Origin of the sequence: Micromonospora sp. C31 (genome assembly GCF_018070575.1) — a bacterium.
Lineage (GTDB): Bacteria > Actinomycetota > Actinomycetes > Mycobacteriales > Micromonosporaceae > Micromonospora.
Window position 1 is genome coordinate 17,372 of sequence record NZ_JAGPXN010000004.1, and the last position, 25,896, is coordinate 43,267.

Consider the following 25,896-nt stretch of genomic DNA (forward strand, 5'->3'; position numbering starts at 1 on the left):
CACCTCGAACCCCGATACGGAGTGGCCCGATGCCCACTGAGGCAGAGTTCCTCGACTACCTCCGGCGTGCGACTGCCGACCTGCGCGACGCGCGCCGGCGGGTGCGCGAGGTGGAGGCCAAGGACCGCGAGCCGATGGCCGTCATCGGGATGGCCTGCCGGTTCCCGGGCGGCGTGTCCAGCCCGGCGGAGCTGTGGGACCTCGTCGACCGGGGCGGCGACGGGGTGGGTGACTTCCCGACCGACCGGGGCTGGGACCTGGAGCGGCTCTTCAACGTCGACCCGGACAACCCGGGCACGTCGACCAGCAACCAGGGTGGCTTCCTCTACGACGCGCCGCAGTTCGACCCGGGCTTCTTCGGCATCAGCCCCCGCGAGGCGCTGGCGATGGACCCGCACCAGCGACTGCTGCTGGAGACCTCCTGGGAGGCGTTCGAACACGCCGGCGTCGACCCGCAGCGGCTGCGCGGCAGCCGGACCGGCGTGTTCGCCGGGGTGATGTACCACGACTACGCGTCGCGGGTGCTGGACCTGCCCGAGGGCGTCGAGGGCTACATCGGCACCGGCAACTCCGGCAGCGTGGTGTCGGGGCGGGTGGCGTACACCTTCGGGCTCGAGGGCCCGGCGGTCACGGTGGACACGGCGTGCTCGTCGTCGCTGGTCGCCGTGCACCTCGCGACGCAGGCGCTGCGCCAGCGGGACTGCGACTTCGCGCTCGCCGGTGGCGTCACGGTCATGTCCACCCCGGGGACCTTCGCCGACTTCTCCCGCCAGCGGGGCCTGGCCTCGGACGGCCGGTGCAAGTCGTTCGCCGCCGCCGCCGACGGCACCGGCTGGTCCGAGGGCGTCGGGGTGCTGCTGTTGCAGCGGCTGTCCGACGCCCGCCGCGACGGCCGGCGGATCCTCGCCGTCGTCCGGGGCAGCGCCGTCAACCAGGACGGCGCCAGCAGCGGGCTCACCGCGCCCAACGGCCCGTCGCAGGAGCGGGTGATCCGGCAGGCCCTCGCGAACGCCCGGCTCTCGCCGGCCGACGTCGACGTGGTCGAGGCGCACGGCACCGGCACCACCCTCGGCGACCCCATCGAGGCGCAGGCGCTGCTGGCCACGTACGGGCAGGACCGGGGCGACGGCGGGCCGCTCTGGCTGGGCTCGGTCAAGTCGAACCTGGGCCACACCCAGGCCGCCGCCGGCGCCGCCGGACTGATCAAGATGATCGAGGCGATCCGGCACCGCACCATGCCCGCCACCCTGCACGTCGACGAGCCGTCGCCGCACATCGACTGGTCCGCCGGGCAGGTCTCGCTGCTGACCGAGGCGCGGGCGTGGTCGGCCACGGACCGGCCGCGCCGGGCCGCCGTGTCGTCGTTCGGCATCAGCGGTACGAACGCGCACGTCATCCTGGAGGAGGCGCCCGTCGACGACGCCCCGTCCACCGACGAGGCGCCGCCCGTCGCCGACGCGCCGGTCGCGCTCCCGCTCGCCCCGGTGTTCCTCTCCGCCCGTACGCCCGAGGCGCTCGCCGGGCAGGCCGGGCGCTGGGCGGAGCATCTCGCCCGCGTCGACTCCCCGCGTCCGGTCGACGTCGGGGTCTCCTCGGTCAACCGCGCGGGGCTCGAACACCGCGCGGTCGTCCTGGCCGGCGACGCGGACGACCTGCTCGCCGGGCTGCGGGCCCTCGCGACCGGCGAGCCGAGCGGCGCGGTCACCACCGGCGCTTCGGCCGCGCGCGGCCGGGTGGCCTTCCTCTTCTCCGGTCAGGGCGCGCAGCGCGCCGGCATGGGTCGCGAGCTGTACGCGTCCTTCCCGGTGTTCGCCGCCGCCCTGGACGAGGTGTGCGGGCACCTGGATCCGCTGCTGCCGCGCCCGCTGCGCGGGGTGCTGTTCGCCGGGGCGGGCACGACCGAGGCGGAGCTGCTGGACCAGACGGTGTTCACCCAGGCCGGGTTGTTCGCCGTCGAGGTGGCGCTGTTCCGGCTGGTGGAGTCGCTCGGGGTGGTGCCGGACCTGGTGGCCGGGCACTCCATCGGCGAGATCGCGGCGGCGCACGTGGCGGGCGTGCTCTCCCTGGCCGACGCGTGCGCGCTGGTCGCGGCGCGTGGCCGGCTCATGCAGGCGCTGCCGGCCGGCGGCGGCATGCTCGCCGTGGCCGCCGACGAGGCCGCCGTCGCCGGGTCCCTGGCGGGGCTGCCCGGCCGGCTGGACGTGGCCGCCGTGAACGGCCCCGCCGCCGTGGTGGTGGCGGGGGACGTCGAGGCGCTCGACGAGGTGCAGCGGGTGTGGTCCGAGCGGGGCGCGCAGACCCGCCGGTTGCGGGTCAGCCACGCCTTCCACAGCGCCCGGATGGACCCGATGCTGGCCGAGTTCGCGGCCGTCGCCGAGCAGCTGACGTTCCGGCCGCCGACGATCCCGGTGGTGTCGAACCTGACCGGCCGCGTCGCCGACGCCGACCAGCTCTGCGATCCGGGCTACTGGGTGCGCCACGTACGCGGCACGGTGCGCTTCGCCGACGCCGTCGACTGCCTGCGCGCCGAGGAGGTCGACACCTACCTGGAGGTGGGGCCGAACGGCGTCCTGACCGCAATGGCGCAGAACTGCCTCGCCGAGCGGACGGACGACGAACCGGAGCCCCTGCTGGTGCCGGCGTCGCGCCACGACCGGCCCGAGCCGCAGGCCCTCCTGGAGGCCCTCGCGCTGCTGCACGTGCACGGCGTGGCCGTCGGCTGGGCGGACCTGCTCGGCCGGGCCGGCGGCCGGCACGTGGACCTGCCCACGTACGCCTTCCAGCATCAGCGCTTCTGGCTGGAGCCGGCGGGCCGCTGGACGGACGTCTCCGGGGCCGGGCTCGGTGCGGCCGGGCACCCGCTGCTCGGTGCGGCGGTCTCCGTGGCCGGCGAGGACATGGTGGTCCTGACCGGCCGTCTGTCCACCGCGACGCACGCCTGGCTCGCCGACCACTCGGTCTCCGGGATGGTGATCGTGCCGGGCGCCGCCCTGGTGGAGTTGGCGGTGCGGGCGGGTGACGAGGTGGGCGCGTCGCGGGTGCGGGAGTTGACCGTGGCCGCGCCGTTGGTGCTGCCGCAGGCGGGTGCGGTGCGGGTGCAGGTGCGCGTCGGCGCGGCCGACGAGGCGGGCACCCGTTCGGTGACCGTGCACTCGCAGCCGGAGGAGGCCGTCGACCCGGAGTGGGTCCGGCACGCGGAGGGTGTGCTGGAGCCGGCGTCGGCCGACGAGCCGGGCGTGGGGGAGTGGCCGCCGGTCGGCGTGTCCGAGGTGGACGTGGCGGGTTGGTATCCGGCGCTGGCGGAGCGGGGCCTGTCGTACGGGCCGGTGTTCCGGGGGCTGCGTCGGGTGTGGGTCGGCGGCGACGAGGTGTTCGCCGAGGTGGCGCTGCCCGACGAGGTGGCGGGCGACGCGGCGGGGTTCGGGGTGCACCCGGCGCTGCTGGACGCGGCGCTGCACCCGATCGGGTTGCTGCCCGGCTCGGAGGGGTCGGGTGGGCCGCGGGTGCCGTTCGCGTTCGAGGGTGTGCAGGTGCACGCCTCGGGTGCGCGGGTGTTGCGGGTGCGGTTGACGCGTACGGGTTCGGCGGTTCGGCTGGTCGCGTGCGACGAGTCGGGTGCCGCCGTGGTGTCGGTGGACTCCCTGGCGTTGCGGGAGCTGACCGGGGTGTCGTCGTCCCCGGGCGAGGCGGCCCGGTCGCTGTTCGAGGTCGCCTGGCAGGCCCAGGAGGTCACCCCGACCGGGGACGCCTCCGGGTGGGCGCTGGTGGGCTCGCCGGTCGCCGCCGACCTGCCGGCGTTCGCCGACGTCGAGGCGGTGACCGCGGCAGCCGGATCGTCGGGCGTGGCGCCGCGCCTGCTGCTGGTGCCGGCGGGCAGCCTGCGCCGACCCGGTTACGCCGGGACGGAGACGCTCCCGGTCCACCGCGAGGCGCACGACGAGGGCGCCGACCTGCTGGCGGACGCCGCCGACAACGACCCCGACGCGGTACGCGCGGCGACGTCGCAGGTGCTGGCGACCGTCCGGTCCTGGCTGGCGGCCAATGTGCTGTCGGAGTCGCGGCTGGTGGTGGTGACCCGGGGCGCGGTGTCGGTGGCGGCGGACGACCGGGTGACGGACCTGGGCGCCGCGGCGGTGTGGGGTCTGCTGCGTTCGGCGCAGTCGGAGCATCCGGGTCGCATCGTGCTGGCGGATGTCGACGGTGACGTGGACACCGGGTTGCTGGGTGTGCTGGCCACGGTGGCGGACGAGCCGGTGGCGTTCGGCGGTCAGGTGGCGGTGCGCTCGGGTGGGGTGTTCGTGCCGCGTCTGGTGCGTGCGGTCGTTCCGGCGTCGGTGGAGGCGCCGGTCGTGGGTGACGGTGCGGTGCTGGTGACCGGCGGTACGGGTGCGTTGGGTGCGTTGGTGGCGGAGCATCTGGTGTCGGTGCACGGGGTGCGGTCGCTGGTGCTGGTGTCGCGGCGTGGCCCGGAGGCTGCGGGCGCGGGCGAGTTGTCGGAGCGGCTGTCGGCGCTGGGCGCGTCGGTGCGGGTCGCCGCCTGTGACGTGACGGACCGGGACCAGGTGTTCGGTCTGGTGGCCGAGGTTTCCGCCGGGGGTCGGCTGGCGGGTGTGGTGCACACGGCCGGTGTCCTGGACGACGGGATCGTGGAGGGGCTGACCGCTGAGCGGCTGTCCGGGGTGTTGGCGCCGAAGGTGTCGGCCGGGTGGTTCCTGCACGAGGCGACGGCGTCGCTGGACCTCGACCTGTTCGTGGTGTTCTCGTCGGTGGCGGGGGTGCTCGGCTCGCCGGGCCAGTCGGCGTACGCGGCGGGCAACGCCTTCCTCGACGCCCTGGCGGTCTACCGGCGGCAGGCGGGTCTGCCGGCCGTGAGCCTGGCGTGGGGCATGTGGGACACCCCCGGCATGGCCGCGTCCCTCGACGACGCGGACCGGGCGCGCTCGACCCGGGGCGGCGTCACCGCGATGAGCGCCGAGACGGGGCTGCGGCTGTTCGACGCGGCGCTGACCGCCGACCGGCCGGCCCTGGTGCCCGCCGTGATCGACCTGGCCGCCCTGCGGGCCGCGGCCGGCGCCGGCCTGGTGCCGCCGATGCTCCGCAACCTGGTCGGTACGACCACGACGCGCCGCCAGGCGGGACAGGGCACCACCTGGGCGACCCGCATCGGCGGCCTGAGCGCCGACGAGGCGCGCGCCCAGATCGACGTGCTGGTGCGCGGCCTCGTCGCGCAGGTGCTCGGGCACGGCGGCGCGGAGGCCGTGCCGGCCGACCGGGCGTTCCGCGAGCTGGGCTTCGACTCGCTGACCGCCGTGGATCTGCGCAACCGCGTCAACGCGGCCACCGGCCTGCGGCTGCCCTCGACGCTGGTCTTCGACTACCCGACGCCGCAGGCGCTCGCCGCCCACGTGCACGCCGAACTGGCCGGCGCCGTCGGCGGCACCGCCGCGTCCGGGACGCGGACCACGACCCGGCTCGACGAGCCGATCGCCATCGTGGGCATGGCCTGCCGTTACCCCGGTGGCATCGAGACGCCCGACGAGCTGTGGGCGTTGCTGGCCGGCGGCGGCGAGGGGATCGGGGAGTTCCCCACCGACCGGGGCTGGGACCTGGAGAGCCTGTTCGACCCCGACCCGGACAACCCAGGGACGTCGTACACCCGGCACGGCGGCTTCCTGTACGACGCCGGCGCGTTCGACCCCGCCTTCTTCGGGATCTCGCCGCGTGAGGCCCTGGCGATGGATCCGCAGCAGCGGCTGCTGCTGGAGGCGTCGTGGGAGTCGTTCGAGTCGGCCGGTCTCGACCCGTCGCGGTTGCGGGGCAGCCGGACGGGTGTCTTCGCCGGCGTCATGTACCACGACTACGCCTCCCAGCTGATGGAGCTGGCCGACGAGGTCGAGGGCTACGTCGGCACCGGAAACTCGGGCAGCGTGCTCTCCGGCCGGGTGGCGTACACGTTCGGGCTGGAGGGCCCGGCGGTCACCGTGGACACGGCGTGTTCGTCGTCGCTGGTGGCGTTGCACCTGGCGGCGCAGGCGTTGCGCAGTGGTGAGTGTGATCTGGCGTTGGCCGGTGGTGTGACGGTGATGGCGACGCCGGGGACGTTCATCGAGTTCTCCCGGCAGCGTGGTCTGTCGTCCGATGGTCGGTGCAAGTCGTTCGCGGCGTCGGCGGACGGCACCGGTTGGTCCGAGGGTGTGGGTGTGCTGCTGGTGCAGCGCCTGTCGGACGCGCAGCGCGAGGGCCGGCGGATCCACGCCGTCCTGCGCGGCACGGCCGTCAACCAGGACGGCGCGTCGAACGGTCTGACGGCGCCGAACGGTCCGTCGCAGCAGCGGGTGATCCACCAGGCTCTCGCGAACGCGCGGCTCACCGCCGCCGACGTGGACGCGGTGGAGGCGCACGGCACCGGCACCACTTTGGGTGACCCGATCGAGGCGCAGGCGTTGTTGGCGACGTACGGGCAGGATCGGCCGGGGGATCGGCCGTTGCTGTTGGGGTCGGTGAAGTCGAACATCGGCCACACGCAGGCGGCTGCGGGTGTGGCGGGTGTGATCAAGATGGTCATGGCGATGCGGCACGGCCTGGTGCCGTCGACCCTGCACGTGGATGAGCCGTCGCCGCACGTGGACTGGTCGGCCGGGGCGGTGGCCCTGGCGACGGAGGCGACCCCATGGCCGGTGGTGGGCCGGCCGCGTCGGGCGGCGGTGTCGTCGTTCGGGATCTCCGGCACGAACGCGCATGTGATCATCGAGCAGCCGCCCGCCGAGACGGTCGAGGCACACGCCACCGACCGCCCGCGCGCCGGCGTCGTACCCCTGCTGCTCTCCGCCGTGGACGCCCCGGCGCTGCGCGACCAGGCGGCCCGGCTGGGCGCGCACCTGGCGGCGCACCCGGAGCTGGAACCGGCCGACGTCGCGCACGCCCTGGCGACCAGCCGGGCCGCGTTCGGACACCGGGCCGTCGTCCTCGGCCGCGACACCGTCGGCCTGACGCGGGCCCTGGAGTCGTTCCGGCTCGGCGAGGCCACCGCCGCCACCGTCACCGGCATCGCGCTGCGCGGCGGCGACCCGGTCCTCGTCTTCCCCGGTCACGGCGAACCGTGGCCCGCCGCGGCGGCCGAGCTGCTCGACCGGTCGCCGGAGTTCGCCGCCTCGATCGCCGCCTGCGAGGCGGCCCTCGCGCCCTGGGTGGACTGGTCGCTCACCGACGTTCTGCGCGGCGCGGACGGCGCCCCGGCCCCGGCCGACGCCGGGGTGACGCAGGCCGTGCGGTGGGCCGTGGCGGTCTCGCTGGGCCGCTGGTGGCGTTCGCTCGGCGTCCGGCCCGCCGCCGTGCTCGGACACGCCCACGGCGAGGTCGCGGCCGCCTGCGTGGCCGGGGCGCTGTCGCTGGAGGACGCGGCGAAGACGATCGCCCTCGGCAGCCGGACCGAGGCGGACCTCGACCGGCTGGCCGCGGAGCTGGCCGGGACGACCCTCCGGGCGGCCGAGACGCCGCTGTACTCGGCGGCGACCGGCGGCAGGGTCGACACCGACGGCCTCGACGTCGCCCGGTGGTACGCGGGACTGGCCGACGGCGTCGACGTCGACCCGGTCGTTCGCGCCCTGCTCGACGAGGGCCACCGGGTCCTCCTCGAGGCCGCTCCCGAGCCCGTGCTCGCCGCCGGGCTGCGGCAGATCGCGGACGACGCCGTCGTGGTGGCCGCCGACGACACCGGGGCCGGCGGCTGGCAGCGGATGCTGGCGGTCCTCGCCGGGCTGCACGTGCACGGCGTGCCCGTGGACTGGACGGCGATCCTGGGCACCCGCACCGGCCCGCCGGTGGAGCTGCCCACGTACGCCTTCCAGCGTCAGCGCTACTGGCCGCAGGCACCGACGACCACCGCCACCGCCCCCACCGGCTCCGACGAGGCCGACCGGCACTTCTGGGAGGCCGTGGAACGGGCCGACCCGCAGGCGTTGGCCGCCGCGATGCGGATCGACGAGAGCGCGGCCCGGTCCCTCGACCCCGCGCTGCCGCTGCTCTCCTCGTGGCGCCGACGCCGCCGCGAGGAGTCCACCGTGGACTCCTGGCGGTACCGGGTGACCTGGAAGCCGCTGACCGTGGCGCCGGAGGCCACCCTGTCCGGCGCCTGGCTGCTGCTGGTGCCGGCGGGCGCCGTCGAGCACCCCCTGGTCGACGGCGCCGCCCGGGCCCTCACCGAGGGCGGGGCCGAGGTCGTCCGGATCGACGTGACCGACCCGGACCGGCAGGCGCTGGCCGACCGGCTGGCGCGTACCGGCGGACCCGTCGCCGGCGTGCTCTCCCTGCTCGGCCTGGACGACGCGCCGCACCCGACCCACCCGGTGGTGCCGGCCAGCCTCGCCGGCACGTACGCCCTCGTCCAGGCCCTCGGCGACGCCGGTGTCACCGCCCCGCTGTGGTGCGCCACCGCCGGCGCGGTCCGCACCGGCCGGGCCGACCCGCTCGACCGGCCCCGCCAGGCGATGCTCTGGGGGCTCGGCCGGGTGGTCGCCCTGGAGCACCCGGACCGCTGGGGTGGCCTCGTGGACCTGCCCACCGAGCTGGACCCCCGGGACCGGGCCCGGCTCGTGGCGGTGCTGGCCGGCGTCGACGCGGAGGACCAGCTGGCGCTGCGCCCCTCCGGGGTGTTCGCCCGGCGACTGGTCCGGGCCCGCACCGACCGCACGACGACCGGCGACTGGCGTCCCGCCAGCGGCGCCGTCCTGGTCACCGGCGGCCTCGGGTCGATCGGGGCCCAGGTGGCGCGCTGGCTGGCCCGCGAGGGCGTCGGCGAGCTGGTGCTGACCGGCCGCCAGGGCCCCGCCACGCCCGGCGCCGACGAACTCGCGGCCGACCTGCGCGCCGCCGGCGCCACCGTCACCGTGGCCGCCTGCGACGTCGCCGACCCCGACGCCCTGCGGGCCCTCGTCGAGCGGCTCGCCGGGCAGGGCACCCGCATCGGGGCCGTGTTCCACACCGCCGGCGTCGCCCACGCCGCACCGGTCGCAACCACCGACGTCGCCGAGCTCGCCGACGCCCTGCGCGCCAAGGTGGCCGGCGCGGTGAACCTCGACGAGGTGTGCGGCGACGAGCTGTCGGCGTTCGTGCTCTTCTCCTCCGGCGCGGGCGTCTGGGGCGGCGGGCACCAGGGCGGCTACGCCGCCGCCAACGCCTTCCTCGACGCGCTCGCCGAGGACCGGCGACGGCGCGGCCGGACCGCCACCGCCATCGCCTGGGGCGCCTGGGACGGCGGCGGCATGGTCGACGCCGAGGGCGCCGCCGACCAGATGTTCCGCTCGGGCGTGCGGGCCATGCGTCCCGACCTCGCGGTCTCCGTACTGGCCGGGGCGCTCGACCACGGCGACACCACGCTCACCGTGGCGGACATCGCCTGGGACCGGTTCCTGCAGACCTACACGCTGGCCCGCCCCCGACCGCTGATCGCCGACGTGCCGGAGGTGGCGCGGCTGCTCGCCGCCGGGCAACGCGACGGCGACGCGCCCGACGCGCCCGACGCGGCCTCGCCGCTGCGCGGCCGGCTGGCCGGCCTCGCCGCACCGGAACGCCGCCGGGTCCTGCTCGACCTCGTACGGGTCCACGCGGCGGCGGTGCTGCGGCTGTCCTCGCCGCAGGCGTTGGCGGCGGACCGGTCGTTCCGGGAGATCGGCTTCGACTCGCTCAGCGCCGTCGAGATGCGCAACCGGCTCGCCGAGGCGGTGGGGCTGAACCTGCCGGCGACCCTGGTGTTCGACCGCCCGACACCCGAGGCCCTCGCCGAGCACCTGGCGAGCCGGCTCACCGGCGACGACACCCCGGCGACCGCGCCCACGCGGGCCGCCACCGCGCTGGACGAGCCGATCGCCATCGTCTCGATGAGCTGCCGCTACCCCGGCGGTGTCGCCGGTCCGGAGGACCTGTGGCGGCTGGTCGCCGAGGGACGCGACGGGATCGCGGAGTTCCCGACCGACCGGGGCTGGGACCTGGCGGCGATCTACGACCCCGATCCCGACCGGCCCGGCACCTCGTACGTGCGGGAGGGCGGCTTCCTCACCGACGCCGCCGGCTTCGACGCCGCCCTGTTCGGCATCTCGCCGCGCGAGGCGATGGTGATGGACCCGCAGCAGCGGGTGCTGCTGGAGAGCGCCTGGGAGTTGTTCGAGCGGGCCGGCACCGCGCCGGCCGACATGCGCGAGACCAACACCGGCGTCTTCGTCGGCACCAACGGCCAGGACTACGCGACGCTGCTGATGGCCGCCCGGGTCGAGACCGAGGGCTACCAGGCCACCGGCAACGTCGCCGCCGTCATCAGCGGCCGGCTGGCGTACCACTTCGGGTTGCAGGGCCCCGCCGTCAGCGTCGACACCGCCTGCTCGTCGTCGCTGGTGGCGCTGCACCTGGCCTGCCAGTCCCTGCGGCAGGGCGAGTGCGACGTCGCGGTCGCCGGCGGCGTGACGGTGATGGCCACCCCCGGCCCGTTCCTGGAGTTCGCCCGGCAGCGGGGGCTGGCCCTCGACGGCCGGTGCAAGTCGTTCGCCGGGGCCGCCGACGGCACCGGCTGGGGCGAGGGCGTCGGCCTGGTGATGTTGCAGCGGCTCTCCGACGCCCAGCGCGACGGCCGGCGGATCCTGGCCGTCGTACGCGGCTCGGCGATGAACCAGGACGGCGCCAGCAACGGCCTGACCGCGCCCAACGGCCCTGCCCAGGAACGGGTGATCAGCCAGGCGCTGGCCAACGCGCGACTGACCGCCGTCGACGTGGACGCCGTCGACGGGCACGGCACCGGCACCCGGCTCGGCGACCCGATCGAGGCGCAGGCGCTGCTCGCCACGTACGGGCGGGACCGGCCCGCCGACCGGCCGCTCTGGCTCGGCTCCGTCAAGTCGAACATCGGCCACACCCAGGCCGCCGCCGGCGTCTCCGGTGTGATCAAGATGGTGCTGGCGCTCCAGCACGACCTGCTGCCGCCCACCCTGCACGTGGACGAGCCGACGCCGCACGTGGACTGGTCGGCGGGCGCCGTCGCGCTGCTCACCGAGGCACAGCCGTGGCCGGACGTCGACCGGCCGCGCCGCGCCGGCGTGTCGTCGTTCGGGGTGAGCGGCACCAACGTGCACGTCATCCTCGAACAGGCGCCCGCCGCGCCGCCGGCCGACACCCCGACGTCCCGGCCGGCCGCCGGGCCGCCGGTGCTGCCCTGGGTCGTCTCGGCCGACGCCGCCGACAGCCTGCGGGCCCAGGCGGCCCGGCTGGCCGACTGGCTGCCGCACACCGGGACGCCCGCCCCCGACGTCGCCCGGGGACTGGCCACCGGGCGTTCCCCGCTGCGGCACCGCGCGGTGCTGCTCGCCGCGGACGCCGACGCCGCCCTCGCCGGCCTGCGGGCCCTCGCCGCCGGCCAGGACCACCCCGGCCTCACCCGGGGCGTCGCCGAGCCCGGCGGCGCGCTGGCGGCGCTCTTCTCCGGTCAGGGCGCCCAACACGCCGGGATGGGCCGTCGCCTGTACGAGACGTTCCCGCTCTTCGCCGCGGCGGTCGACGAGGCCTGCCAGCACCTGGACGCGTACCTGCCGCAGCCGCTGCGTCCGGTGCTGTTCGCCGAGCCCGGCACCGCCGAGGCCGACCTGCTCGACCAGACGGCCTTCACCCAGGCCGGGCTCTTCGCCGTCGAGGTGGCGCTGTTCCGGCTGCTCGAACACTGGGGGATCCGGCCCGACTTCGTGGCCGGGCACTCCGTCGGGGAGATCAGCGCGGCCCACGTGGCCGGGGTGCTCGACCTGCCCGACGCCTGCGCGCTCGTCGGCAACCGGGGCCGGCTGATGCAGGCCCTGCCCGCCGGCGGCGGGATGCTCGCCGTCGCCGCGCCCGAGGTCGACGTGCTCCAGGCCCTGGACGGTACGCGGGGGCAGGTCGCCGTCGCCGCCGTGAACGGGCCGACCGCCGTCGTCGTCGCCGGCGCCGAGGACGCGCTGACCGGGCTGGCCGCCCACTTCGCCGACCTAGGGGTACGCACCAAGCGGCTGCGGGTCAGCCACGCCTTCCACAGCCCGCTGATGGAGCCGATGCTCGCCGACTTCGCGGCCGTGGCGGCGACCCTGTCGTACGCCCCGCCGACGGTGCCGCTGGTGTCGAACCTGACCGGCGCGGTGATCGACGCCGAGCAGCTCTGCACCCCGGACTACTGGGTGCGCCACGTCCGCGAGGCGGTCCGCTTCGCCGACACCGTCACCCACCTGCACGCCCACGGGGTGACCCGGTTCCTGGAGATCGGGCCGGACACCGTGCTGACCGCCCTGACCGCCGACGCGCTGCCGGCCGACGCCCCGGTCGTCGTGACCGGCGTGCAGCGGCCCGGCCAGGACGAGGTGGCCACCCTGCTCGGCGCGGTGGCCCGACTGCACTGCCACGGCGTGCCCGTACGCTGGTCGCGGCTGCTGCCCGGCACCGGCCCCGTGGACCTGCCCACGTACGCGTTCGCCCACCAGCGGTTCTGGCCGAGCCTCGACGCCGCGCCGGCGGGCACCCCCGCCACCACCCACGACGCCGTCGACTCGGCGTTCTGGGGGGCCGTGGCGTCGGGCGACGGCGACGCGCTCGCCGGCCGGCTCGGCCTCGACGCGGACCGGCCGCTGCGGGAGCTGCTGCCGGAGCTGGACCGGTGGCGGCGCCAGCAGCAGGAGGACACCCTCGCCGACGGCTGGCGCTACCGGGTCACCTGGCGTCCGCAGGCCCTCGCCGCGGGTACCGTGGACGGCACGTGGACCCTGGTCCACAGCGGTACCGACCAGTCGGCCGTCGACCGGCTCGCCGAACTCGTCACCGCCCGGGGCGGCACCGTGCGGCAGCTCGCCGTCGACCCGGCCACGACCGACCGGACGACACTCGCCGGGCAGCTCGCCGGCGCCGCGCCCACCCGGATCGTGTCGCTGCTCGCCCTCGACGAGCGACCGCACCCCGACCGGCCCGCCGTGCCGCTGGGCCTGACCGCGAACCTCGCCCTGGTGCAGGCGGTCACGGACGCCCTGCCCCCGGTGCCGCTGTGGCTGCTCACCCGGCAGGCCGTCGCCACCGCCGCCGACGACCCCGTCGCCCGCCCCGCCCAGGCCACCACGTGGGGCCTCGGCCTGGTGACCGCGCTGGAACACCCCCGGCACTTCGGTGGCCTGCTGGACCTGCCCGCGACCCTGACCCCGGCCGCCGCCGAGCACGTCCTGGCGGCGCTCACCGCCGCCGGGCACGAGGACCAGCTCGCGGTGCGCGACTCCGGGACGTATTTGCGGCGGCTGGCCCGCGCGCCGCGCGCCGAGGCGCCGGCCGGCTGGCAACCGCCGCAGACCGTCCTGGTCACCGGCGGCACCGGCGCCGTCGGCCGGTACGCCGCCGGCTGGTTCGCCCGGCACGGCGCACGGCGGCTGCTGCTGGTCAGCCGGCGCGGCGCGGCGGCCCCCGGTGCCGACGAGGCGGTGGCGGAACTGGCCGTGCTGGGCGCCGAGGCCCGGGTGCTGGCCTGCGACCTGGCCGACCGGGACGCGGTCGCGGACCTGGTCCGCGGGCTGCGCGCCGACGGCGAGACCGTGCACGCGGTGGTGCACGCCGCCGGGGTGGGCCGGCTCAACCCGGTCGCCGCCGTCACCGAGGCGGAACTCGCCGACGTCGTCTCCGGCAAGATCGCCGGCGCCCGGCACCTGGACGAGTTCCTCGACCCGGAACCGCTCGACCTGGTCGTGCACTTCTCCTCCATCGCCGCCGTCTGGGGCGTCGGCGACCACGGCGCGTACGCCGCCGGCAACGCCTTCCTGGACGCCTGGGCACAGTCCCGGCCGGCCGGCGGCCCCCGGCACCTCTCGGTCAACTGGGGACCGTGGGCCGGCGGCGGCATGGTGACCGACGCGCACGCGGCGGCGATGAGCCGGCGCGGGGTGACCCTGCTGGACCGGGAACCGGCGATGGCCGCCCTGCGCGCCGGCCTCGACGGCGACGACACCGCCCTCACCGTCGCCGACATCGACTGGGACCGCTTCGCGCCGGTCTTCGCCTCCGCCCGGCCCCGGCCGCTGATCAGCGAGATCGCCGAGGTGGCCGCCCAGGCCGCGGCGGCGCGCGCCGACGCCGAGGACGGCGACCAGGTCGCCGGCGAACTGCGCAAGCGGCTCGGCGAGCTGTCGCAGGCCGAACAGGTGCGGCTGCTGGTGGATCTGATCCGCACCGCCGCCGGCGAGGTCATCGGCCACGACAGCCCGTACGCCGTGGAGGCCGGCCGGCCCTTCCGGGACCTCGGCTTCGACTCGCTCACCGCCGTGGAGCTGCGGGGCCGGCTGGCCCGCTCGACCGGGCTGAGCCTGCCCAGCTCGGTGGTGTTCGACTACCCGACCCCGCAGGCGTTGGCCGAGCACCTGCGGGCCGAACTGCTCAGCGAGGCGTCGGTGGAGGCGCTGCCGACCCTCGCCGAGCTGGACCAGTTGGAGAGCGCCCTGGCGCTGCGCGAGCCGGACGACATCGGCCGGGTGCGGATCACGATGCGGCTGCACAGCCTGCTCGAACGGCTCGGCGCCGCCGAGGAACGTCGGGAGGAGACCGCCGAGGTGGCCGACCGGCTGCGGGTGGCCAGCAACCAGGAGCTGTTCGACCTCATCGACCAGGACCTCGGGCTCTCCTGAGCCGCCCGGGAACCTGTGGTGTCACGAGAAAGCGAGATGTCATGGCGGACGAAGAGCGGCTGCGCGAATACCTGACGCGGGTCGTCGCCGAACTTCAGCAGACCCGCCAACGGCTGCGCGAGGTCACCGCCGAGGAGTCCGAGCCGGTGGCGATCGTGGCGATGAGCTGCCGCTACCCGGGTGGCATCAGCTCGCCCGAACAGCTGTGGGAGTTCGTCTCGTCCGGCGGGGACGCCATCGGCGAGTTCCCCACCGACCGGGGCTGGGACCTGGAGCGGCTCTACCACGCCGACCCGGACAACGCCGGCACCTCGTACACCACCTCCGGCGGGTTCCTGCACGACGCGGGGCGCTTCGACGCCGCGCTGTTCGGCATCTCGCCGCGCGAGGCGGTCGCCATGGACCCGCAGCAGCGACTGCTGCTGGAGGTCACCTGGGAGCTGTTCGAGCGGGCCGGCATCGCCCCGCTGTCGCTGCGCGGCAGCCGCTCCGGCGTCTTCGTCGGCACCTCCGGGCAGGACTACGCCGCCGTGCTGCACCGGGCGCCCGGCGTCGAGGGGTACGTGCTGACCGGCACCGCCGCGAGCGTGGTCTCCGGCCGGCTGGCGTACACGTTCGGGCTGGAGGGCCCCACGGTCACCCTGGACACCGCCTGCTCGTCGGCGTCGGTCGCCATCCACCTCGCCTGCCAGGCGCTACGCCAACGCGAGTGCGGCCTCGCCCTGGCCGGCGGGGCGACCGTGCTGGCCACCCCCGGCCCGTTCGTCGAGTTCTCCCGGCAGCGTGGCCTCGCCGCCGACGGCCGGTGCAAGTCGTTCGCCGCCTCCGCCGACGGCACCGGCTGGTCCGAGGGCGTCGGCATGCTGCTGCTGGAACGGCTCAGCGACGCCCGCCGCAACGGCCACCCCGTGCTCGGGATCATCCGCAGCTCCGCGGTCAACTCCGACGGCGCGTCCAACGGGCTCACCGCCCCCAACGGCCCCTCCCAGCAGCGGGTCATCCGGCAGGCGCTGGCCGGCGCGAAGCTCACCCCCGACCTCGTCGACGTGGTGGAGGCGCACGGCACCGGCACCGTCCTCGGCGACCCGATCGAGGCCCAGGCCCTGCTCGCCACGTACGGCCGGGAGCGCGGCGACGCCGCGCCGCTGCTGCTCGGCTCGATCAAGTCCAACATCGGCCACACCCAGGCCGCCGCCGGCATCGCCGGGGTGATCAAGATGGTGGAGGCGATGCGGCACGGGATCGTGCCGGCCACCCTGCACGTCGACGAGCCCACCCCGCACGTGGACTGGGCCGCCGGGGCGGTCGACCTGGTCACCGAGGCCACGCCGTGGCCGGCCGTGGACCGGCCGCGCCGGGCCGCCGTGTCCTCCTTCGGCATGAGCGGCACCAACACCCATCTCATCCTCGAACAGCCCGAGCCGGCCCACGCCGAGGCCGACCGGCCGGAGGCGTCCGGACCCGCGCCGGTGCTGCTCACCGGCCGCACCCGTACCGCGCTGCGCCGCCAGGCCGAGCGCTGGTCGGCCCACGTCGCCGACGACGCGGACCTGCGGCCGGCCGACGTCGCCTGGACCTCGGTGGTCTCCCGCTCGCCCCTGGAACACCGGGCGGTCGTCCTCGCCGACGACCGGGACGGCCTGCTCGCCGCACTGCACGCCATCGCCGAGGACCGGCCCGCCCCGGGACTGGTCACCGGCGCCGCCGCCGAACGGGGCGGGGTCGCGTTCCTCTTCTCCGGCCAGGGCGCCCAGCGCGCCGGAGCGGGCCGGGAACTGTACGAGACGTACCCGGTCTTCGCCGAGGCGCTCGACGAGGTCTGCGCGCACCTCGACCACCGGCTGCCCCGGCCGCTGAAGCCGCTGCTGCACGCCGAGCCCGGCACCGACGAGGCCGCGCTGCTCGACCAGACCGTCTTCACCCAGGCCGCGCTGTTCGCCGTCGAGGTGGCGCTGCACCGGCTGCTCGGCTCCTGGGGGCTGGCCCCCGACATGGTCGCCGGGCACTCCGTCGGCGAGCTGACCGCCGCCCACGTGGCCGGCGTGCTCACCCTCGACGACGCGTGCGCCCTCGTCGCCGCCCGGGGCCGACTCATGCAGGCCCTGCCCGCCGGCGGCGCGATGCTCGCCGTGGCCGCCGACGAGGCGCGGGTCGCCGAGTCGATCGCCCACCTGACCGACCGGGTCGCCGTCGCCGCCGTCAACGGCCCCGGCGCCGTCGTCGTCTCCGGCGACGGCGCGACCATCGACGAGCTGGCCGAACTGTGGACCGGCCGGGGGGTGAAGGTGCGGCGGCTGCGGGTCAGCCACGCCTTCCACAGCCCGCTGATGGAACCGATGCTCGCCGAGTTCGCCGCCGTCGCCGCCGGCCTCGACCTGCGCGCCCCCACCCTGCCGGTGGTGTCCAACCTGACCGGCGAGCTGGCCGACCCGGCGCAGCTCACCGACCCCGGCTACTGGGTGCGCCACGTCCGGGAGGCGGTCCGCTTCGCCGACGGCGTACGCACCCTGCGCGCCAACGGCGTCGGCACCTTCGTGGAGGTCGGCCCCGACGCCGTCCTCACCGCCAGCATCCAGGAGACCCTCGCCGGGGCCGGGGCCGGGGCCGGCGACGCCGCCCCCGCCGTGGTGGTGCCGGTGCTGCGCCGGGACCGCCCGGACCGCCGCGCCCTGCTCGCCGCCCTCGCCCAGCTCCACGTCGCCGGCACGCCGGTGCGCTGGGCGGACCTCCTCGCCGACCGGCCCGGCCGGCTCGTCGGCCTGCCCACGTACCCGTTCGAGCGGCAGCAGTACTGGGTACCGGCCGAGGCGCCCGCCGACGAGGCCGCCGCCGGCGCAGCCGGCGTACTCGACCGGCGGTTCTGGGCGGCCGTCGAACGCGCCGACCTCGACGCGCTGCGCGACACCCTCGCCGTCACCGACTCCGCCGCCGCCGAGTCGCTGCGTACGCTGCTGCCCGTCCTCGCCGACTGGCGGCGGCAGCGGCAGGAACACTCGGTGCTCGACGGCTGGCGCTACCGGGCCGAGTGGCAGGTGACCGGCGAACCCGTCCCCGCCCGGCTGACCGGCACCTGGCTGCTGGCGCTGCCCGAAGGCGGCGCCGACGACCCGGCGGCGCGGACCGTCCGGGCCGCGCTGACCGGCGCCGGCGCCGACGTGCGGGCGCTGACCGTCGAGCCGGACGCCGACCGGGCCGGCCTCGCGGCGTCCCTCGCCGGCGTCGATCCCGCCGGCGTCGTCTCGTTGCTCGCCGCGGAACCGCCCGCCGCCGACGGCACCGGCCTGCCCGGCCTGACCGCCACCCTCACGCTCGTGCAGGCGCTCGGCGACGCCGGGCTGGCCGCGCCGCTGTGGCTGGTCACCCGGGGCGCGGTCGCCGCCACCTCGTACGACCGGCTCGCCGATCCGGCGCAGGCCGCGATCTGGGGCCTCGGCCGGGTCGTCGGCGTCGAGGCGCCGCACCGCTGGGGCGGCCTCGTCGACCTGCCGCCGGAGCCCGACGACCGGGCCGCCACCCGGCTCGCCGCGATCCTCACCGGATCGACCGGCGAGGACCAGCTCGCGGTACGCGGCCCTGGCGTCTTCGCCCGCCGCCTGGTCCGCGCCGCCCTCGGTGACCGCCCGCCGGTGCGCCGGTTCACACCCACCGGCACCGCCCTGATCACCGGCGGCACCGGCGGGCTCGGCGCCCGCGCCGCCCGCTGGCTCGCCGCCGCCGGAGCCGAACACGTCGTGCTGGTCAGCCGGCGCGGACCGGCCGCCCCCGGCGCCGCCGAGCTGGAGACCGAGCTGACCGGCCTCGGTACCCGGGTCACCGTCGCCGCCTGCGACATCGCCGACCGGGCCGCCCTCGCCGACCTGCTCGACCGGGTCGAGTCCGCCGGCCCGCCGGTGCGTACCGTCGTGCACACCGCCGGCATCGCGCAGGCCACCCCGCTGGCGGAGGTCACCCCGGCCGAGCTGGCCGAGGTCACCGTCGGCAAGACCGCCGGCGCCACCCACCTCGCCGACCTGCTCGCCGACCGGGAGCTGGACGCCTTCGTCGTCTACTCGTCCATCGCCGCCACCTGGGGCAGCGGCGGGCAGGCCGGGTACGCGGCCGGCAACGCCTACCTGGACGCGCTGGTGCAGCGGCGCCGCGCCGACGGCCGGGCCGGCACCGCCATCGCCTGGGGGCCCTGGGCCGACGGCGGCATGCACGCGGCCGACGCCGAACGGAACCTGCGCCGCCGGGGCCTGCCCGCCATGGACCCGAGCGTCGCCATGGGCGCGTTGCAGCAGGCCCTCGACCACGACGATGTCACCGTGACGGTGGCCGACGTGGACTGGGCCCGGTTCGCCCCCGCGTACGCCTCCGCCCGCCGACGGCCGCTGCTGGAGGGCGTACCGGAGGCGCGGGCCGCCCTCGACGGCGGCGTCGCGGTCGACGACGGCGACGAGGGCCCGGCGGCGACCCTGCGCCGGCGCCTCGCCGCGCTGACCCCGGCCCGGCGGGAGGAGACCGTCGCGGACCTGGTCCGGGAACTCGCCGCCGACGTGCTCGGCCACGACGGCGGGGCCGCGGCCGTCCCGGCGACCACCGCGTTCCGCGACCTCGGCTTCGACTCGCTGACCGCGGTGGAGCTGCGCAACCGGCTCGCCGCCGCCACCGGGCAGGCGCTGCCCACCACCCTGGTCTTCGACCACCCCACCCCGGTGGTGCTGGCCCGCTTCCTGCTCGCCGGGCTCTTCGGCGTCGACGCGGCCCCGGTCACCGACGTCGCCCCGGCGGCCGTGGACGACGACGAGCCGGTGGCCATCGTCGCCATGGCCTGCCGCTACCCCGGCGGCGTCGACGATCCCGAGCAACTGTGGCGACTCGTCGCCGACGGCATCGACGCGATCGGTGACTTCCCGACCGACCGGGGCTGGGACCTCGACCGGCTCTACGACCCCGACCCGGCCAACCCCGGCACCACCTACGCCGACAAGGGCGGCTTCCTGCACGCAGCGGGGGAGTTCGACCCGGGCTTCTTCGGTATCTCGCCCCGCGAGGCGGCGGCCATGGACCCGCAGCAGCGGTTGCTGCTGGAGGTCTCGTGGGAGGCGGTCGAGCGGGCAGGGGTTGAGCCTGGGGTTTTTCGGGGTTCGCGAACAGGGGTGTTCGTGGGCACGAATGGTCAGGACTATGGGGCCCTGCTGATGGCTGCGGGGGAGCAGGCCGAAGGGTTCGGGGCCACGGGCAACGCCGCCAGTGTGGTGTCGGGCCGGGTGGCGTACGCGTTGGGGTTGGAGGGGCCGGCGGTGTCGGTGGACACGGCGTGTTCGTCGTCGCTCGTGGCGTTGCACCTGGCGGTGCAGTCGCTGCGGCGCGGCGAGTGCGACCTGGCCCTCGCCGGCGGCGTCACGGTCATGGCCACCCCCGGCACCTTCTTCGAGTTCTCCCGGCAGCGCGGCCTGGCCGCCGACGGCCGGTGCAAGGCGTTCGCGGCAGCCGCCGACGGCACCGGCTGGGGCGAGGGCGTCGGCGTGCTGCTGGTGGAGCGGCTGTCGGACGCCCGGCGCAACGGGCACCGGGTCCTGGCGATCGTGCGTGGGTCGGCGGTCAACCAGGACGGCGCGTCCAACGGGCTGACGGCGCCGAACGGCCCTTCGCAGCAGCGGGTGATCCGGCAGGCCCTCGCGGCGGCGCGCCTGACCGCCGCCGACGTGGACGTGGTCGAGGCGCACGGCACCGGCACCACCCTCGGTGACCCGATCGAGGCGCAGGCCCTGCTGGCGACCTACGGCCAGGGCCGCAAGGCCGACGAGCCGCTGCTGCTCGGCTCGATCAAGTCCAACATCGGGCACACCCAGGCCGCTTCGGGCGTCGCCGGTGTGATCAAGATGGTGCTGGCGATGCGGCACGGAGTCGTGCCGGCGACGCTGCACGTGGACGAGCCGTCGCCGCACATCGACTGGAGCGCCGGTGCGGTGGAGCTGGCGACGCGGTCGCGGCCGTGGTCCGAGGTGCAGCGGCCACGTCGGGCGGCGGTGTCGTCGTTCGGCATGTCTGGCACGAACGCCCACGTGATCATCGAGCAGGCCGACGAGCCGTCCGAGGTCGCCGCTCCGGCCGAGCACGGTCCGGGGCTCGTGGCCGCCGACGTCGTGGTGTGGCCGGTGTCGGCGCGCTCGAAGCGCGCCCTCGCGGGCCAGGCGGCCCGGCTCGCGCGGTACGTGCGTGAGCACGCCGACGTCGATGCGGCGGCGGTGGGCTGGTCCCTCGCCGCCACCCGGTCGACGTTCGACCAGCGGGCGGCCGTCGTCGGGTCGAGCGCGGCGGACCTGCTGGCGGGGTTGGATGCTCTGGTTTCCGGGTCGCCGGCCGGCAACGTCGTCGCCGGCACGGCCTCGTCCCACGGTGCGGGCCCGGTGTTCGTGTTCCCGGGGCAGGGTGCGCAGTCGGCGCGGATGGCGGCCGGTCTGATCGGGCGTACGCCGGTGTTCGACGCGCGGCTGGCCGAGTGTCAGCGGGCCCTGGCGCCGTATCTGGATGTGGATCTAGTGTCGGTGTTGACGGGTGATGACGAGTCGTGGTTGGCGCGGGTCGAGGTCGTGCAGCCGGTGCTGTGGGCCGTCGGCATGGCCCTCGCCGCGGTGTGGCAGCACGCGGGGGTCACGCCGCAGGCGGTGATCGGTCACTCGCAGGGCGAGATCGGCGCGGCGTGTGTGGCCGGGATCCTGTCCCTGGAGGATGCGGCGAAGGCGGTGGCGTTGCGGTCGCGGGCGCTGACGGTGCTGCGGGGTACGGGGACGATGGCGTCGGTGGATCTGTCGGCCGAGGCGGTGGCCGAGCGGCTGGCCGCGTTCGCGGGTGTCGGGGTGGCGGCGGTGAACGGGCCGTCGACGGTGGTGGTGTCGGGTCCGCCGCAGCCGGTGGCGGGCCTGGTGGAGGCGTGTCAGGTCGACGGGGTGCGGGCGCGGTTGATTCCGGTGGACTACGCGTCGCACTCGGTGGCGGTGCAGGAGGTCGCGGAGCAGTTGCGCGCCGATCTGGCCGACGTGAGCCCGCGGCCGGGGCATACCCGGCTGGTGTCGACGCTGACCGGTGAGTGGGTGGATCCCGTCTCGATGACGGCGGACTACTGGTACGACAACCTGCGGCGGACCGTGCAGTTCGAGGCTGCTGTGCGGGTGGCCGTGGCTGCCGGGCACACGACGTTCGTGGAGATCTCCCCGCATCCGGTGTTGGCGATGCCGGTGACGGCGATCCTGGACGACGCGGGCGCGAGCGGGCACACGCTGGGCAGTCTGCGCAGGGGTGACGACGACGCGACGCGGCTGCTGACGAACCTCGCCACCGCCCACGCGATCGGCCTACCCGTCGACCTGACGGCCGTGCTGGCCCCGACCGACACCGTGGCGCTGCCCACGTACGCCTTCGAACGGGGACGCTTCTGGCTGGACGCGCCCGCGCACCGGGTACGCGACGTCGGCTCCGCCGGCCTCCAGGACACCGACCATCCGCTGCTCAGCGCGGCCGTACCCGTCGCCGACGACCAGACGGTGGTGCTGACCGGGCGGCTCTCCGTGCGTACCCACCCGTGGCTCGCCGACCACTCCGTCGGCGGGGCGGTGATCGTCCCGGGCACCGGCGTGGTGGACATGGTGGTGCGGGCCGGCGACGAGGTCGACGCCGGCCAGGTGGGCGACCTGACGCTGATCAACCCGCTGGTGCTCCCGCCGGCCGGCGCGGTGCAGGTGCAGGTGCGCGTGGGCCCGCCCGGCGACACCGGCGAGCGGAGCGTCACCGTGCACTCCCGGCCCGAGGAGAACGCCGACGCCGAGTGGACCCGGCACGCCGAGGGCCTGCTGCTGTCGCAGCTGCCCGCCCCGACGGTCGTACCGGGGCAGTGGCCGCCGGCCGACGCCGTCGAGGTCGACGCCGACCTGGACGCCTGGTACGCCGAGATGGCCGGGGGCGGCCTCGGCTACGGCCCCGCCTTCCGCGGCCTGCGCCGGGTGTGGCGCGGCGACGGCGAGGTCTACGCCGAGGTGGCCCTGCCCGAGGAGGCGACCGCCGACGCGTCCCGCTTCGGGCTGCACCCGGCCCTGTTCGACGCGGCCCTGCAGGCCAGCGGGGTCACCGCCCTGCTCGGCGACCCGGCGGACACCTCCGGCGCGGGCTGGATGCCGTTCGCCTTCCGCTCCGTCGCCCTGCACGCCCACGGCGCCACCCGGCTGCGGGTACGGCTGCGTCCGCTCGGCCCGGACACCGTCGCGGTCACGCTCGCCGACACCGCCGGCCAGCCCGTCGCGACCGTCGAGTCGCTGACCTTCCGCCCGGTCGCCGCCGGCCGGGCCGACGAGGCCGCCGCCCTGCGCCGCACCTCGGTGTTCCACCTGGACTGGACGCCGCTGCCGCGCGCCGACGCGCCGGTGGGGGAGCCGGTCCGCTGGGCGCTGCTCGGCGACGACGCCCTCGGCCTCGCCGGGGCGCTCACCGCCGTCGGGCACCCGGTGCGGGCCCACGCCGACCTGGCGGCGCTGGTCGCCGACGTCGGGGAGTCCGGGGACGTACCCGATGTGGTGCTGGACCTGCGCTCCGGCGCGGAGTCGGACCCGGCGCGGGCCGGCGCGGCCGCGCACGACGCGGCCCGCGACGCGCTCGCGCTGGTGCAGCAGTGGTTGGGCGAGCCCCGGCTGGAGCAGTCGCGGCTGGTCCTGCACACCCGGGGCGCGGTCGGCGCCGCCCCGGGCGAGGCTCCCCGCGACCTGGCCCGGGCGAGCCTGTGGGGGCTGGTCCGCTCCGCGCAGTCCGAGCACCCCGGCCGGTTCACGCTGCTCGACACCGACGACGCCACCGCCTCCCTGGCGGCCGTTGCGGCGGCCGTCGCCTCCGGCGAGCCGCAGCTCGCGCTGCGCGACGGCGTGCCGCTGGTGCCCCGGCTGGCCCGGGCACGCGACGCCGGGGTGCTGCCGCTGCCCGCCGACGAGGTGCCGTGGCGCCTCGACGTCACCGAGAAGGGCACGCTGGAGAACCTGGCCCTGCTGCCCGCCCCCGCAGCGACCGGGGAACTGCCGGCGGGCCACGTCCTGGTCGGGATGCGCGCCTCCGGGCTGAACTTCCGGGACGTGGTGCTGGCCCTCGGCATGGTCCCCGACCAGGAGGTGCTGGGCAACGAGGGCGCCGGCGTGGTGCTCGGCGTCGGGCCGGGGGTCACCGACCTCGCCCCCGGCGACCGGGTGATGGGCATCTTCTCCGGCTCGTTCTCCTCGGCCGCGGTCACCGACCGCCGGCTGCTCACCCGCATCCCCGACGGCTGGTCCTACACCGACGCCGCCGCCGTGCCCGTGGTCTTCCTGACCGCCTGGTACGGCCTGGTCGAGCTGGCCCGGCTGCGCGCCGGGGAGTCCGTGCTCGTCCACGCGGCGGCCGGCGGCGTCGGCATGGCCGCCGTGCAGATCGCCCGTCACCTCGGCGCGGAGGTCTACGGCACGGCCAGCCCCGGCAAGTGGCCGGCGCTGCGCGCCACCGGCTTCGACGACGCGCACCTCGCCTCCTCCCGCAGCCTCGACTTCGCCGGGGAGTTCGCCCACCGCACCGGCGGGCGGGGCGTCGACGTGGTGCTCAACGCGCTCAGCGGCGAGTACGTCGACGCGTCGCTGCGGCTGCTCGCCGACGGCGGCCGGTTCGTCGAGATGGGCAAGACCGACAAGCGGGACCCGCAGCGCGTCACCGCCGAGCACCCCGGCGTCAGCTACCAGGTCTTCGACCTCATCGAGGCCGGCCCGGAGAAGATCGGCGCGATGCTGGGCGAGCTGATGGCGCTCTTCGCCGGCGGGGCGCTGCGGCCGTTGCCCCGGCGTACGTGGGACGTCCGGCGTGCCCCCGAGGCCTTCCGCTTCCTCAGCCAGGCCCGGCACGTCGGCAAGCTCGCCCTGAGCATCCCGCAGGCGCCCCGCCTCGACGGCACGGTCCTGGTCTCCGGGGCGACCGGCACCCTCGGTGCGCTGCTCTGCCGGCACCTGGTCACCGCGCACGACGCCCGGCAGCTGCTCCTGGTCAGCCGGCGCGGCCCGGACGCCGAGGGCGCCGACGAGCTGCTCGCCGACCTCAAGGCGCTCGGCGCGGACGTGTCGATCGTCGCGGCCGACCTGGCCGACCCGGACGCCGTGGCGGACGTGCTCGCCATGGTGGACCGGCGGCACCCGCTGCGTGCCGTCGTGCACGCCGCCGGCGTCCTCGACGACGCCACGGTCGAGTCGCTCACCGGCGACCGCCTCGACGCGGTGCTGCGGCCCAAGGTCGACGTGGCCTGGAACCTGCACCGGGCCACCCTCGGCCACGACCTGAGCGCGTTCGTGCTCTTCTCGGCCGCCGCCGGCGTGTTCGGCGGCCCCGGCCAGGGCAACTACGCCGCCGGCAACGCGTTCCTCGACGCCCTCGCCGAGCACCGCCGGGCCCTCGGGCTGCCGGCGGTCGCGCTCGCCTGGGGCCGCTGGGCCCAGGCCAGCGGCATGACCGGGCACCTCGACTCGGCCGACATCCGTCGCCTCGACCGGGGTGGCATGGCCGCCCTGGCCGACGACGAGGGTCTCGCCCTGTTCGACGCGGTCTGGCGCTCGGAGCGGGCGAGCCTGATGCCCGCCAAGATCGTCACCGGGGTGGCCGCACCCGGGACGCCCGTCCACCCGCTGCTGACCAACCTGGTCCGCGCCGCCGGCCGCCGGGCCGCGGCCGGCGAGGCCGCCGACGGGCAGGCGTACGCCGAGACGCTGCGCGCCCTGCCCGACGACAAGCGGGTGCGCGCCCTGCGCGACCTGGTGCTGTCGCACGTGGCGGTCGTCCTCGGCCACGGCGACCCGGCCGGCATCGAGCCGACCCGCGCGTTCCGGGAACTCGGCTTCGACTCGCTCACCGCGGTCGAGCTGCGCAACCGCCTCGGCGCGGCCACCGGGCTGCGGCTGCCGGCGACGCTGGTCTTCGACAACCCGACGCCCGAGGCGCTCGCCGCCCACCTCGCCGGGCAGTTCGCCCCGGCGGCCCCGGCGGGCGACCCGTCGACGGCCGGCCGGGAACTCGACCGGCTGGAGGCGGTGCTCGGCGGGCTCGACCCGGCCGACGACGAGTTCCGCCGGATCACCGACCGGCTGCACGGCCTGCTGGACCGGCTGACCGAGCGGCAGGCGGACGCGGACGGCGACGACGACCTGGAGTCGGCCACCGCCGAGAACATCTTCGACCTGATCGACCGCGAGCTGGAGACGTCGTGACC

General features: G+C 76.4%; 2 protein-coding genes. Both read left to right on the forward strand.

Annotated elements, in window-relative coordinates; genetic code table 11:
• The first annotated feature begins 29 nt into the window (after positions 1 to 29).
• Positions 30 to 14,657, forward strand: a complete 14,628-nt coding sequence (locus KBX06_RS07955; protein ID WP_210833589.1) for a type I polyketide synthase — start codon at positions 30 to 32, stop codon at positions 14,655 to 14,657.
• A 41-nt stretch (positions 14,658 to 14,698) separates the two neighbouring features.
• Positions 14,699 to 25,894, forward strand: coding sequence for a type I polyketide synthase (locus tag KBX06_RS07960; RefSeq protein ID WP_210833590.1), 11,196 nt, complete (start codon positions 14,699 to 14,701; stop codon positions 25,892 to 25,894).
• Positions 25,895 to 25,896: the final 2 nt, after the last annotated feature.